We start from the raw sequence: 14,542 nt of genomic DNA on the forward strand, positions 1-14,542 counted from the left end.
ACCGACACGGCGCTCCGGGGAGGGGCCTGAGGATGTCCAGGTTGTTGTTCAAGCGCAGTCCGTTCTATTGGTCGCTGGCGACGCTGCTGATCGGCGCGGCGCTCACCACCGCGGTGGCGCTGCAACTGCAACGGGCCAACGCGCGGCACACGCAAGCGCAACTGGACGCGAAAGCCCACGTCGCCTTCGATCGCATCGAAGAGCTGCTGTCCAACTACGACCACGGCTTGCGCGGCATGCGCGGCATGATCGTCACCGCCGGCGACGAATTGCACCGCGATCAAGTGCTGCGCTACAGCCAGAGCCGCGATCTGCGCCGCGAGTTTCCGGGCGCGCGCGGCTTCGGCTTCATCCGCCGTGTCGCGGCGGCCGAGCAGGAACGCTTCGTCGCCAACGAACGCGCGCTGGGGCGTAAGGATTTCGATATCCGGCAATTGGCGCCGCACAGTGGCGACCGCTTCGTCATCCAGTACATCGAGCCGGTGGACAGCAACGCCGCGGCGCTGGGCCTGGACATCGCCTCGGAGTCGTCGCGCCGTGGCGCGGCCTTGGCGGCGGCGCTGAGCGGCGAATCGCGTTTGACCGGGCCGATCACGCTGGTGCAGGCCGGCGCGCAGCATGCGCAGTCGTTCCTGTTGCTGCTGCCGGTCTACCGCAGCGCCACCACGCCGCCAACGGCGGCGCAACGCCTACGCGAGCTGCGGGGCTGGACCTACGCGCCGCTGCTGATGCCGCAGGTGATGCAGGCGCTGGATCTGGATCCGCAGCGGATCGAATTGACGCTGAGCGACGAGAACGCGGATGCTGGCGCGACGCCGTTCTATCGCAATGTGCCGCAGGCCACGCTCGCGCAGGCGCCGCATGCCGAGTTGCGACGCGACGTGATGGGGCGGCACTGGCGGATGGACATGGTCGCCAGCCCGGCCTTCGTCGCCGCTAGCGCGCGCTGGTCGGTGCAGGCCGCAGTGCTGGGCGGCGCGTTGCTCAGCGTGCTGGCGTCGGCGCTGGCGTTCGCGCTGTGCAGCAACCACCTGCGGCGCCGGCAGATCGCCCGCGAGCAGGCGAACCTGGTCGCGGTGGTGCAGAGTTCAGCCGACGGCATCATCGGCAAGACCCTGGAGGGCGTGGTCACCAGTTGGAACCGCGCTGCCGAACAGCTGTTCGGCTTCAGCGAGGCCGAGGCGGTGGGGCGGCGCCTGGGCGAGCTGATCGTGCCGCCGGAACTGATGCACGAGGAGGAGTCGGTACTGCGGCGGATCGGGCGCGGCGAGGACGTGCCGTATTTCGAGACCGTGCGCCGGCATGCCGATGGACGCATGATCGACGTGCTGGTCAGCGTCTCGCCGATCTACAACGCCCAAGGCCGGCCGATCGGCGCGTCCAAGACGGTGCGCGACATCTCCGAGCAGAAGGCGGTACGTGCGCAGATCCTGGCCCTGAACGCCACCCTGGAAAGCCAGGTGGCGGCGCGGACCGCCGAGTTGAGTCGCAGCACGGCGATGCTCGAAGGCGTGCTGAGCGCCGCCTCGGAAGTGGCGATCATCGCCAGCGACCGCGACGGCACCATCACTCTGTTCAACACCGGCGCCGAGCGCCTGCTCGGCTACCGCCGCGAGGACGTGGTCGGCACGCTGACTCCCGCTGCGTTCCATCGGGCCGAGGAGGTGGCCGCCCGCGGCGCGATGCTGGCCGCCGAACTCGGGTATCCGGTGGAAGGCTTCCGCGTATTCGTGGAAAAGACCGAGCGCGATGGTGCCGACATCTGCGAGTGGACGTATGTGCGCCGCGACGGCACGACCCGCCAGGTGAGCCTGGTGGTCACGGCGATCCGCACCGCACAGGGCGAACTCTCCGGCTACCTGGGCATCGCCCTGGACATCAGCGAACGTCAGGCCGCCGAGCGCTCGCTGGCGCGCAGCATGGCCCTGACCCAGGCGATCCTGGACACGGCGGTCAATCCCATCATGACCTTCGATGCGCGCGGCAAGGTGCGCTCGGTCAATCGCGCCGGCGAGCGCGTATTCGGGTACGGCGCCGAGGAGATCGTCGGTGAGGACGTGAGCCGGCTGATGCCCGAGGCGGCCTCCAGCCTGCACGCGGCGATGGCGGCCGACGTGCCGCCGACGGGCACGTGGCCGGAACGCGTCGACAGCGCCCACGAACTGCAGGCGCTGCGCAAGAACGGCGATGCGTTCGCGATCGAGATCAGCCTCGGCAGTATGTGGATGGACGGCGAATGCCTGGTGGTCGGTGTCATCGCCGACATCACCGAGCGCAATCGCCAGCGGCAGGCGCTGACCCGCGCGCACGACCAGCTGGCGATGGCCGCCGATGCCGCCGAACTCGGCATCTGGACCTGGACCCCGGGCGACGACGCGCTGGAATGCAACGAGCGCATGTACGACCTGTACGAGTGGCCCGCGGCCTTGCGCGAACGCGGCTTGCGTTATTCCGATTGGCGGGTGAAGGTGCATCCGGACGATATCGCCATATCCGAGGCCAGCCTGCAGGCTGCGATGGAGCGGGGGACGGTCTACGACCCGGTGTTCCGGGTGCAGCGCAGCGACGGCGGCCTGCGGCATATCCAGGCCGGCGCGCACACCGAACGCGATGCGCAGGGCCGGGTCACCCGGGTCATCGGCATCAACCGCGACATCACCGCGCAACTGCAGGCCGAGCAGGATCTGCGCCAGGCCAAGGCGCGCGCCGACGAGGCCAGCCAGGCCAAATCCTCGTTCCTGGCCAACATGAGCCACGAGATCCGCACGCCGATGAACGCGGTGCTGGGCATGCTGCAACTGCTGCAGCGCACCGCGCTGGATGCGCGCCAGGACGATTACGTGGGCAAGGCGCAGAAGGCCGGCAAGTCGCTGCTGAGCCTGCTCAACGACATCCTCGACTACTCCAAGATCGAGGCCGGCAAGCTGCAGTTGGACCTGCATCCGTTCCGCATCGAGGAGTTGCTGCGCGACCTGGCGGTGGTGCTGGCCGGCAATCATCAGCGGCCGGAAGTGGAGATCGTGTACCAGCTCGACCGCGGTATCCCCGATCGCGTGATCGGCGATGCGCTGCGCCTGCAGCAGGTGCTGATCAACCTGGCCGGCAACGCGCTCAAGTTCACCGAGCACGGGCATGTGCGCTTGCGCGTTGAACTGCTGCAGCGGCAGGCGCAGGCGGTGACCCTGCGGATGATCGTGGAGGACACCGGCATCGGCATCAGTGCCGAGCAGCAACAGCGCATCTTCCACAGCTTCACCCAGGCCGAGGCCTCGATCAGCCGCCGCTTCGGCGGCAGCGGCCTGGGCCTGGTGATCAGCCGGCGCCTGATCGGCATGATGGGCGGCGAGCTGCAGGTGCACAGCGTGCTCGGCGAGGGCAGCCGGTTCTGGTTCGATCTGCCGCTGATGCTGGATGCCAACGGCGAGGCGGCGGCTGGATGCGGCTGCGCGCGCCCGCGGCATGTGCTGGTGGTCGACGACAGTGCGCTGGTGCGCGAGGTACTGACCGACGCGCTGGGCGCCTGCGGCTGGCAGGTGGAGGGCGTCGCCAGCGGTGAGGACGCGGTGGCGCGCGCGATCGCGGCCGAGCGCGAGGGCGCACGCTTCGACGCCGTGTTGATGGATTGGCGCCTGCCCGGCATCGACGGCGTCACCGCGGCGGCGCAACTGCGCGCGATGTGCGCCGCGCCGCCGTTGGTACTGATGCTGACCGCCTACCAGAGCGAACTGCTGGGCCAGACGCAGCGCCACGTGTCGCCGCCGTTCGCCGATCACCTGGTCAAGCCGGTGACGCCGTGCCAGGTGATCGAAGCCCTGGAGCGGGCCTGGAGCGGGGGTGCCAGGATCGCTGCGCCAGTGCCGGTGTCGCAGCGCGTGGCGCGTCTGCCCGGGCTGCGCGTGCTGGTGGTCGAGGACAATGCGCTGAACCGGCAGGTGGCCGAGGAATTGCTGTGCGCCGAGGGCGCGCAGGTGGCGCTGGCCGAGGACGGCCTGTCGGGCGTGCAGTGCGTGCGCGACAGCGGCCAGGTCTTCGACGTGGTGGTGATGGACATGCAGATGCCGCGCGTGGATGGCCTGGAGGCGACCCGGCGCATCCGTGCCGACGCGCGTTTCGCGCGATTGCCGATCCTGGCGATGACCGCCAATGCGGCGCAGGACGACGTCGACGCCTGCCTGGCGGCGGGCATGGATGCGCATATCGGCAAGCCGATCGATCTGGAACAGATGGTGGAGGCGCTGCTGCGCCTGAGTGGCCGCACCGCCGCGCCGGCATCGGTGGCCCCGCAGCCGGCGCCGCCCGAGCCGGCGGCGCCGGCTGCGCTCGATGCGATCCTGGCGCGGTTCGGCAACAACGCCGGCCTGTTCGTGCGCATGCTGGACGCCTTCGCCGAGGAGCACCGCACGCTGCTGCAGCGGGTCGAGGCGGCCTTGCGGCAGGGCGACACCGGTGCCAGTGCCGATGCCGCACACGCTTTGAAAGGCAGCGCCGCGACGCTGGGTGCCGCCACCCTGGCGCAGGCCGCTGCCGTGGTGGAGCAGGACGCCCGCGGCGGACGCCTGCCCGACGTCGCGGCGACGCTGGCGGCGTTGCGCGCGGCGGCCGCGCAGGATCTGGAGGCGCTGCGCACCGCGGCCGCGCCGCTGCGCGCGCCCGCGCCACCTGCCGGCATGGACGCCATGGCCGAAGACGCCCTGCTGCCGTGGTTGCGCGCGCTGGAGCCGCTGCTGCGCCAGTCCGACCTGGCCGCATTGACCCTGCTGGAGCAGGCCCCGCCGGCCATCGCCGGCGCCCAGGCCGGCGACGCGCTGCGCCTGCGCAAGCAGGTACAGACGCTGCGCTTCGACGACGCCCTGGTCACGTTGAACAACTTGTTGGAGACCGCTTCCCGATGAGCGATTTCGCTGCCTACCGACGCCTCGCCCCGCAGGGACGGCGCCCGCGCGTGCTGATCGTGGACGACCAGCCGATCAACATCCATGCGCTGCACGAACTGCTGCGCGACGCCTGCGAAGTCAGCATGGCGCTGGATGGCACGCGTGCACTGGCCTTGTGCCAGCAGCAGCCGCCGGACCTGGTGCTGCTGGACGTGATGATGCCGGAGCTGGACGGCCTGCAGGTCTGCCGCCGGCTCAAGGCCGACCCGGCGACCGCGGACATCCCGGTGGTGTTCGTCACCGGGCAGGATGCGCCGGAGGACGAGGTGGCCGCGCTGGAAGCCGGTGGTGCCGATTTCATCAGCAAGCCGGTGCAGCCGGTGGTGGTGCGGGCGCGGGTGCAGAACCATCTGATCATGAAACTGCAGAGCGACCTGCTGCGCGAGGTCGCGCTGCTGGATGGGCTGACCGGGGTGGCCAATCGCCGCCGTTTCGAAGACGCCCTGGCCACGCACTGGCAGGCCTGCCTGCGCGAAGGCAAGTCCTGCGGGGCGCTGATGATCGACGTGGACTACTTCAAGCGCTACAACGATCACTATGGTCATCAGCTCGGCGATGGCTGCCTGCGCGCCGTCGCCCAGGCGCTGGCCGGTTGCGTGCTGCGCCCGCACGATCTGCTGGCCCGCTATGGCGGCGAGGAGTTCGTGGCGTTGCTGCCGGGCAGCGATGCCGACGGCGTGCGCGAAGTGGCGCAGCGCATGCTGCAGCGGGTCGCCGAGCTGCAGCTGGCGCACGACGCCTCGCTGGTGGGGCCATGCGTGAGCATCAGCCTGGGCGGCGCGGTGGCGGTCCCCCAGGCGGACGCCAGCGCCGCACAACTGCTGGCGCAAGCCGACGCGCAGTTGTATCTGGCCAAGCAGGGCGGGCGCGCGCGGGCCTGCGTGGGGTGATGCGCCGCGCCGGCGATCGTTGCCTGCGCAACCAAGCGCGTCGCCTCGGCTCCGATCTGCCAGAATCGGCCGATTGCCTGTCGATGTCACCTCCATGACCGTTGCCGCGTCTCCCGTTCCGCCCGTCAACTCGCCGCGTCGCGTGCTGCTGGCCAGCCTGGTCGGCACCACCATCGAGTTCTTCGACTTCTACATCTACGCCACCGCCGCGGTGCTGGTGTTCCCCAAGCTGTTCTTCCCCGAAGGCGATGCCGATGCGGCGCAGTTGCAGTCGCTGGCGACCTTCGCCGTGGCCTTCGTCGCGCGGCCGTTGGGATCGGCGCTGTTCGGCCATTTCGGCGACCGCATCGGCCGCAAGGCCACGCTGGTCGCGGCGCTGCTGACCATGGGCCTGTCCACCGTGCTGATCGGCCTGCTCCCCGGCTACGACCGGATCGGCCTGTGGGCGCCGGTGCTGCTGGTGCTGTGCCGCTTCGGCCAAGGCCTGGGCCTGGGCGGGGAGTGGGGCGGGGCGGTGCTGCTGGCCACCGAGAACGCGCCGCCGGGCAAGCGCGCCTGGTACGGCATGTTCCCGCAACTGGGCGCGCCGTTGGGCTTCCTGCTGTGTTCGGGCATCTTTCTGCTGCTGGGCGCGCTGCTGGACGAGGCGCAGTTCCTGCGCTGGGGCTGGCGCATTCCGTTCGTCGCCAGCGCGCTGTTGGTGATCACCGGGCTGTGGGTGCGCCTGCGCATCCACGAGACCCCGGACTTCCAGCGCGCCCTGGACCGCAACGAGCGCGTGCGCCTGCCGATGCAGACGGTGCTGTCGCGGCACGTCGGCGCGACGGCGCTGGGCACGTTCGCGGTGCTGGCGACCTTCGTGCTGTTCTATCTGATGACGGTGTTCGCGCTGGGCTACGGCACCACCACGCTGCACTACAGCCGCGAGCAGTTCCTGCTGCTGCAGATGGTCGGCATCCTGTTCTTCGCCGCCGGCATCCCGTTGTCGGCCTGGTACGGCGACCGTCGCGGCACGCGCCCGGCGATGCTGGTGGCCAGCGTGGCCATCGTCGCGTTCGGGCTGCTGTTCGCGCCGCTGTTCCAGGCCGGGCAGCCCTGGCAGGTGCTGGGCTTCCTTGCGCTGGGGTTCTTCTTCATGGGCCTGACCTACGGCCCCTGCGGCACGCTGCTGGCCGAACTGTATCCGGTGCCGGTGCGCTACACCGGCGCCTCGCTGGCGTTCAACCTGGCCGGCATCATCGGCGCGGCGCCGGCGCCGTACGTGGCGGTGTGGCTGGCCACGCACTACGGCCTGCCGTGGGTGGGCTACTACCTCAGCGCGGCGGCGCTGCTGACCTTGCTGGCCCTGCTGGCGATCAGGCGGCCGCGTCGCTGAGCGCCGGCTCCGCCGGCGGCGCGTGTTCGACCCGGTTGCGGCCGCCGGCCTTGGCCAGGTACAGGTACTTGTCGGCCTCGGTCAGCAGCGGATGCAGGGTCTGCCGCTGCGGACCGCTGCTGCTGACGCCGATGCTGATGGTGAGACGCAGCGTCTGCGTGCCCAGCGGAATCGCGAGGTCGGCGATGCGCGCGCGCAGGGTTTCGAAGTAATCGGCGGCCGCGGTGGGGGCCAGGCCCGGCACCAACATGCAGAATTCCTCGCCGCCGAAGCGCGCCACCATGTCCTGCGGGCGCGCGTGCGCGGCCAGGGTCGCCGCCACCGCGCGCAGCGCTTCGTCGCCGGCCTCGTGGCCGAAAGTGTCGTTGATGTGCTTGAAGTGGTCGATGTCGAGCATCGCCACGCAGACCGGCTCCTGCCGCGCCAGCCACTTCGCCAGCACGCGCTGGCTCTGTTCGAGGAAGTGCCGGCGGTTGGGCAGGCTGGTGAGGAAGTCGCGTGTCGCCAGGTCCTGCAGGGTGCCGATCAGCTCCAGCTGATCCACGTTCTGCGAGACCCGGCAGAAGAACTCCTCGCGCGAGAAGGGCTTGCGCAGGAAGTCGTTGGCACCGTTCTTGAGGAAGCGCGGTACCAGCGACGGGTCGTTGTTGCCGGACAGGCCGATCACCGCCAGCATGTCGCGCGCGCGCAATGCGCGCAGCCGGCGGGTGAATTCCACGCCTTCCATGCCCGGCATTTCCTGGTCCACCACCGCCAGGCGGATGGACGGATTGGCCTCGATCGCGCGCAGCCCGGAGGCGCCGTCGGCGGCCTCGACCACGCGGTAGCCGTACATCGACAGCAGGGAGGCGGCGTAGGCGCGCGCCGACGGCGAGTCGTCCACCACCAGCGCGGTGATGGACCGGTTGCGCGCCAGTCGCTGCACCAGCCAGGCCAGGTAGTCGATGCTGTCCGGCGCGTTCTTCAGGACGAAGTCGATGATCTGCTGGGTCAGGATGCGCTTGCGCAGGCTCTCGTCGTAGACCCCGCTGACCACCACGGTGGGCAGCCCGCGCGCGACGAAGAAGTCCACGACGGTGTCGCGGTCGCCGTCGGCCAGCACCAGCCCGGTCAGCGCCAGGAACCAGGGGCCGCCGTCATCCAGGGCGGCGGCGGCCTCGGCCAGGGTGGAGACCACCACGACCGGCAGTTCGACCCGTTGCTCGATCGCCGCGCGCAGCAGGTCGGTGAAGGTGCGCGAGTTTTCCACCAGCAGGATGCGCTGCTGTGCGGGGCTTCCGTCGGGGGCGATCGGGGCGATCGACAACGGGTGCGACATGCATGCCTCGCGGGCGGCAATCCAGGAATGGAACCCGGTTAGCGGCCGTGCGCGCGCAAACTTGAGGCGGCGTGGGTGCGTCGCTGGCTACCAGAGCGCGTCGCGCAGCTTGTACCAGGACATCGCCGCCACCAGCAGCGGCGTGCGCAGCAGGCGGCCGCCGGGAAAGGGCGCGTGCGGGATCCGTGCGAACACGTCCAGCCGCTGCGCCTGCCCGGCGATCGCCGCAGCGATGACCGCCCCGGCCAGGCCGGTGGCGGCCACCCCATGGCCGGAAAAGCCCTGGGCGAAGTACACGTTCGGGGTCAGCCGGCCCCAATGCGGGGCGCGGTTGCGGGTGATGTCGACGTAGCCGCCCCACACCGAGTCCATCTCGATCTGGCGCAGCTGCGGGAACACCCGGCGCATGCGCCGGGTCATCACTCCGCGCAGGCCCGGCGGCGGCAGCGACGAATAGCTGGCGCGGCCGCCGAACAGCAGCCGGTGGTCGCGGCTGAGGCGGAAGTAGTCCAGCGCCCAGTTGACGTCGGCCACCGCCATGTCGTTGCCGATCAGTTCGCGGGCCAGCGCCTCGCCCAGCGGCGCGCTGGCGCCGATGTAGGTGCCGACCGGCATGATCCGCGATTCCAGCTCCGGGGCGATGCCGCGCAGCCAGGCGTTGCCGGCGAGGATGGCGAACTCGCCCTCGACCTCGCCGTGCGCGCTGCGCAGGATCGGCCGCGCACCGCGCACCAGCTGCGTGACCGGCGTCTGCTCGTAAATGCGCACCCCGGCCGCCAGCGCCGCCCGCGCCAGGCCGCGCGCGTAGTCCAGCGGATGCAGATGACCGCTGGCCGCGTCGTACATCGCGCCCAGGTAGCGTGGGCTGCGCAACTGCGACTGCAACTGCGCGCGGTCCCACCATTGCAGCGGATAGTCGTAGCGCTGCGCCATCTCGATGATGCCGGCGCGCAGCGCGCGTTCCTGCCGCGGCTTGATCGCCACGTGCGCATGGCCGTCGCGCCAGTCGCAGGCGATGCCGTGGCGGGCGATGCGGGTACGCAGCAACTGCATGCCGTCGCGGGAGAAGTCGAACAGCAGTCGTGCATCGTCCTGGCCGAGCAGGGCTTCCAGGGTGTGCTGCTCGCAGCCGTAGCCGACGATGGCCTGGCCGCCGTTACGCCCGGACGCACCCCAGCCGACCCGCTGCGCCTCCAGCACCACCACCCGATACCCGGCCTCGGCCAGCGCCAACGCCGCACTCAGCCCGGTATAGCCGGCACCGAGGATGCATACGTCGGTGCGTACCTGGCCTCGTAATGGTTCCTGTTCCGGGAATGGTGCGGCGCTGTCGAGGTACCAGGACGCGCCGGGAGTGGGGGCTCGGGAATGGGGAATGGGAGAAGCGCCGGTCATGGCGACGAACCGTTGCGATGACCCAGGCACACCACGCGCCGGGCTGCAGGCGCATTCGCGGTGCCTGCTTTCGATTCCCGATTCACCATTCCCGATTCCCAGCCTTCAAACCGTGCGCAAATACCAGCGATAGTCCACATCGCTGACCTGCGCCTGGAAATCCAGCAGCTCGCGGCGCTTCTGCTGGCCGTAGATATGCCGGAAGTGCGTGCCGAACGCGGTGGCGGCGAAGTCGCTGTCCAGGAAGCGGGCGATCGCGCTGCGCCAGTCCGGTTCGCGTGCGGCGTGTTGCGCGTAGGCATTGCCCTGGGTCGGCGGGCCGGGGTCTAGGCCCTGCGCCAGGCCGTGTTCGATGCCGGCCAGCACCGCCGCGACGACCAGGTAGGGATTGGCGTCGGCGCCGGCGATGCGGTGTTCGATGCGGGTGTTGGCCGGGTCGCTGTGCGGCACCCGCATCGCCACGGTGCGGTTGTTGAAGCCCCAGCTGTCGTTGAGCGGGACGAAGGCATTGGCGACGAAGCGCCGGTAGCTGTTGGCGTGCGGGGCGAACAGCAGCAGGCAGTCCTCGGCGCTGTGCTGCAATCCGCCGATGGCATGGCGCAGCGGCGCGGCCGGCACCTGCGGGGTGCAAGCGAACACGTTGTGGCCGCCATCGTCGAGCAGGCTCACGTGCACGTGCAGACCGCTGCCGGATTGCGCGGCGAACGGCTTGGCCATGAAGCTGGCGAGCAGGCCCTGCTGCTGCGCGATTGCCTTGATCGCGCGCTTGAGCAGCACCGCATCGTCGCAGGCGGCCAGCGCATCGGCGCGGTGCTTGAGGTTGATCTCGAACTGGCCCGGCGCGTATTCGGCGATCGCGGTATCGGCCGGGATGCCCTGCGCGCGGCAGGCCTGCGCGACCGCATCGGTGAAGCCGCGCTGGTCGTCCAGTTCCTGCATGTAATAGACCTGGGTGCTGTCGTTGCGCAGTCCGCTGTGGGCGTGCAGCGGCGGCTGCGGGCGGCCGTGCGCGTCGGCGTGCGGGGCGAACAGGTAGAACTCCAGTTCCACCGCGATCACCGGGGTCAGCCCGCGTGCCTGCAGGCGTGCCAGCACCTGCGCCAGCACCTGGCGCGGGGCGAAGTCGAGCGCGCCGCCGGCGCCGTCCTGCATCGCCAGCAGCAGTTGCGCCGACGGCACCGGCGCCCACGGCACCGGCCGCAGACTGCCCGGCACCGGGAAGCACAGCCGGTCCTCGTCGCCGATGTCGTAGCCCAGCCCGGTTTCCTCGACGGTATTGCCGGTGATGTCGGTGGCGATCAGCGACATCGGCAGGCACACCCCGTCGCGGTAGACCTTGTCCAACGCGTCGCGGGCGATGCGCTTGCCGCGCAGCAGGCCGTTGCAGTCCGGCAGCAGCAGATCGATCTGCTCGCAGCCGGCGATACGCTGCAGGGTCTGGGCATCGTCCGGGGGCAGCAGCGGGGCATCGTGCATGCGGGTCATCGCGGCGGACGGCGGGAGTGCTTGGAGCTTAGCAGAGCGCCATGGCGTCAAGAATACTCAACAGCGGCAGGAGGCGGCGTGCGGCGCTCGCTCGTGCGGCACGCTGGCCGTGTTGCGCTTTTGCGGCACTGCGGAGGAATTTTTGCGGCATCGTGCGGGCCGGTCAGCGCCTCTGCAGGTGCGTTGTGCGCCGTGTCCCAGTGCGTGTCGTGTTGTAAAAATAAAACGCTCGCGGTAACTTGCGAGGACGCCACACGAGTTCTTCGCATGGCCGTATCGCCCCTGGTCGGTGTGCCGACCGACCGCAAGCTCATCGGCCAGCATCCGTTCCTGGCCGCGGGCGAAAAGTATCTGCGTGCCGCCGTCGATGGGGCCGGGGTGACCCCGGTGCTGCTGCCGTCGCTGCAACCGCCGGTCGACGCCCGCGCCTGGCTGACGCGGCTCGACGGCCTGCTGCTGACCGGCGCGGTCAGCAATATCGAGCCGCACCATTACAGCGACGAGCCGAGCTGGCTCGGCAACCTGCATGACCCGGCGCGCGACGCCAACACGCTGGACCTGATTCCGCAGGCGATCTCGCTTGGCCTGCCGATCCTGGCGATCTGCCGCGGCTTCCAGGAAGTCAACGTCGCCCTCGGCGGCACCCTGTATCAGAAGGTGCATGCGCAGCCGGGGCTGTCCGATCATCGCGAGGATCCGCAGGCGCCGCTGGAAGCGCAGTACGCGCCGGCGCACGAGGTGGCGCTGAGCGAAGGCGGCTGGCTGGAGGAGATCGCCGGCCGCGGGCGGGTGCGGGTCAACTCGCTGCACGGCCAGGGCGTGGCCCGGCTCGGCGGCGACCTGATCGTCGAGGCGCTGGCGCCGGACGGGCTGATCGAGGCCTTCCGCGGCATCGGCCCCGGTTTCCTGCTCGGTGTGCAATGGCATCCGGAGTGGCGGGTCCTCGACGACCCGTTCTATCTCGGCATCTTCCAATCCTTCGGCGACGCCTGTCGCCACTATGCGGCCAGCCGCAGGCGCTGATTCCCATGGCCAGTCGACCCCGATCGCGCAAGCACACCCCGGAACAGCAGGAAAGCTCGTTGCGGCGCTGGCTCAAGGAGCGCCACATCACCGAGGTCGAGTGCCTGGTGCCGGACATCACCGGCAACGCGCGCGGCAAGATCATTCCCGCCGCCAAGTTCTCGCACGACTACGGCACGCGCCTGCCCGAGGGCATCTTCGCCACCACGGTCACCGGCGACTACCCGGACGACTACTACGACCTGACTTCGCCGTCGGATTCGGACATGCAGCTGCGCCCGGACCCGGACACGGTGCGCATGGTGCCGTGGGCCGCCGACCCCACCGCGCAGGTGATCCACGATTGCTATACCAAGGAAGGCCAGCCCCACGAACTGGCGCCGCGCAACGTGCTGCGCGGGGTGCTGGAGGCGTATGCGGCGATCGGCTGCAAGCCGGTGGTGGCGCCGGAGCTGGAGTTCTTCCTGGTGCAGAAGAACACCGACCCGGACTTTCCGTTGCTGCCGCCGGCCGGCCGCTCGGGCCGGCCGGAGACGGCACGGCAGTCGTACTCGATCGACGCGGTCAACGAGTTCGATCCGATCCTGGACCTGATGTACGACTATTGCGACGCGATGGAGCTGGACGTGGACACGCTGATCCACGAATCCGGCGCGGCGCAGCTGGAGGTCAACTTCACCCACGACGACGCGCTGTCGCGCGCCGACCAGGTGTTCCTGTTCAAGCGCACCATGCGCGAGGCGGCGTTGCGCCACGGCGTCTACGCCACCTTCCTGGCCAAGCCGATGGAGAACGAGCCGGGCAGTGCGATGCACATCCACCAGAGCCTGGTGGACAAGCACGGCAAGAACGTCTTCAGCGGCCGCCGCGCCGGCGAGTACAGCCGCACCTTCGCCCATTACCTGGCGGGCCTGCAGAAGTACGTGCCGATGGCGATGGCGTTCTTCGCGCCCAACGTCAATTCGTACCGCCGGCTGATGTTCGGCGAGGTGTCGCCGAGCAATGTGCTGTGGGGCTTCGACAACCGCACCTGCGGCCTGCGCGTGCCGATCGACACGATCGAGAACATGCGCGTGGAAAGTCGTTTCGCTGGTTCCGACGCCAATCCGTACCTGGCGATGGCGGCGACGCTGGCCTGCGGCTTGCTCGGAATCCGCGAGAAGCTCGAGCCGACCGAGCCGACCACCGGCAGCGGCAAGGAGATGGGCTATCAGTTGCCGCGCTCGCTGGGCGAGGCGCTGGACGAGCTGGAGCGGTGCGGGCCGTTGCAGGAGTTGCTGGGGCCGCGTTTCGTGCGGGCGTACATTTCGGTCAAGCGCAAGGAGTACGAGACGTTCTTCCGGGTGATCAGTTCTTGGGAGCGGGAGTTTTTGTTGTTGAACGTGTGAGTTCCTGGTTGCTGTCGTGGCTTGCGTGCGCATCGTTTGCGACGGAATTGCCTACGCTCTGCAGCAGATTCGATCCTGCCGTTGCTTTTGCTTTTGCTTTTGCTGTTGCTTCGGTTGTTGCTTTTGACTTACCGGGTTCCCTTCCGTAGCGGCGGCCATCGCGGGGAAAAACCCGAAGGGCGGCGTACATGGATGTACGCCGTCCGCGGCAGGGGCAGGATGCCCCTTCCGCGGATCCCCGTGATGGACGCGGACCCGGAGCGCGCAGCGCGGAGGGCGCGAAGGCAGGGCGCGCTTTCTTTTGGTTACCTTTTCTTTGCGCGAGCAAAGAAAAGTAACTCGCCCGTCAGGGCGAAAGCCTTTGCTGTTGCTTCAAGTTTGCGTGTTAGGCGAGAAGATCTGTAGGAGCGGCGTTAGCCGCGACAGGGACAATGGACTCTCGCTGTCGCGGCTAAAGCCGCTCCTATGATCCAGCGGTCGCTGCCGCATCAGCTAGAGCAAGAGCAAAGCTTTCGCCTTGCGGCGAGTTACTTTTCTTTGCTTGTGCAAAGAAAAGTAACCAAAAGAAAGCACACCCTGCCTCGCGCCCTCCGCGCTAACGCGCTCCGGGTCCGCGTCCATGCCGGGGATTCGCGGAAGGGGCATCCTGCCCACGCCGCCCATACGGTTTTTACCCGGCCCATACGCTCCTGCGGAAGGGGACCCTGCACTGCAAAAAACACCGCTACACAAAA

Annotated in this window: 8 protein-coding genes; 5 read left to right on the top strand and 3 right to left on the bottom strand. The window is 69.3% G+C overall.

Annotation, left to right across the window (positions count from 1 at the left end; genetic code table 11):
- Nucleotides 1-32 precede the first annotated feature (32 nt).
- The 3 genes from CEK68_RS04395 (at nucleotide 33) to CEK68_RS04405 (ending at nucleotide 7,199) form a co-directional block, all read left to right on the top strand.
- A complete protein-coding gene (locus CEK68_RS04395) occupies nucleotides 33-4,892 on the top strand; it encodes a PAS domain S-box protein (protein WP_152238634.1) in 4,860 nt (1,619 codons plus the stop codon).
- Nucleotides 4,889-5,824: a diguanylate cyclase gene (locus tag CEK68_RS04400; RefSeq protein ID WP_150411200.1), complete on the top strand. Its 936-nt coding sequence runs from the start codon at nucleotides 4,889-4,891 to the stop codon at nucleotides 5,822-5,824. Before CEK68_RS04395 ends, CEK68_RS04400 begins: the two co-directional genes overlap by 4 nt.
- Nucleotides 5,825-5,918: 94 nt before the next feature.
- Nucleotides 5,919-7,199 (top strand): MFS transporter, encoded by a 1,281-nt coding sequence (locus tag CEK68_RS04405; protein WP_152238635.1) that lies wholly within the window; start codon nucleotides 5,919-5,921, stop codon nucleotides 7,197-7,199.
- Here the strand turns inward: CEK68_RS04405 and CEK68_RS04410 are convergent.
- From CEK68_RS04410 to CEK68_RS04420, 3 genes are all read right to left on the bottom strand, one after another.
- A complete protein-coding gene (locus CEK68_RS04410; protein ID WP_152238636.1) occupies nucleotides 7,180-8,517 on the bottom strand; it encodes a diguanylate cyclase in 1,338 nt (445 codons plus the stop codon). The genes CEK68_RS04405 and CEK68_RS04410 overlap by 20 nt on opposite strands.
- 87 nt (nucleotides 8,518-8,604) lie before the next feature.
- Nucleotides 8,605-9,912, bottom strand: coding sequence for an FAD-binding oxidoreductase (locus CEK68_RS04415; RefSeq protein ID WP_152238637.1), 1,308 nt, complete (start codon nucleotides 9,910-9,912; stop codon nucleotides 8,605-8,607).
- A 105-nt stretch (nucleotides 9,913-10,017) separates the two neighbouring features.
- Complete coding sequence (locus CEK68_RS04420; protein WP_152238638.1) at nucleotides 10,018-11,397, bottom strand: glutamine synthetase family protein; 1,380 nt, start codon at nucleotides 11,395-11,397, stop codon at nucleotides 10,018-10,020.
- 267 nt (nucleotides 11,398-11,664) lie between these two features.
- Between CEK68_RS04420 and CEK68_RS04425 the strand changes: the two genes are divergently transcribed.
- Nucleotides 11,665-12,420, top strand: coding sequence for a gamma-glutamyl-gamma-aminobutyrate hydrolase family protein (locus tag CEK68_RS04425; protein WP_150411204.1), 756 nt, complete (start codon nucleotides 11,665-11,667; stop codon nucleotides 12,418-12,420).
- A gap of 5 nt (nucleotides 12,421-12,425) precedes the next feature.
- A complete protein-coding gene (locus CEK68_RS04430) occupies nucleotides 12,426-13,808 on the top strand; it encodes a glutamine synthetase family protein (RefSeq protein WP_017911359.1) in 1,383 nt (460 codons plus the stop codon).
- Nucleotides 13,809-14,542: the final 734 nt, after the last annotated feature.

The organism is Xanthomonas sp. LMG 12461 (genome assembly GCF_009192935.1).
GTDB lineage: Bacteria > Pseudomonadota > Gammaproteobacteria > Xanthomonadales > Xanthomonadaceae > Xanthomonas_A > Xanthomonas_A sontii.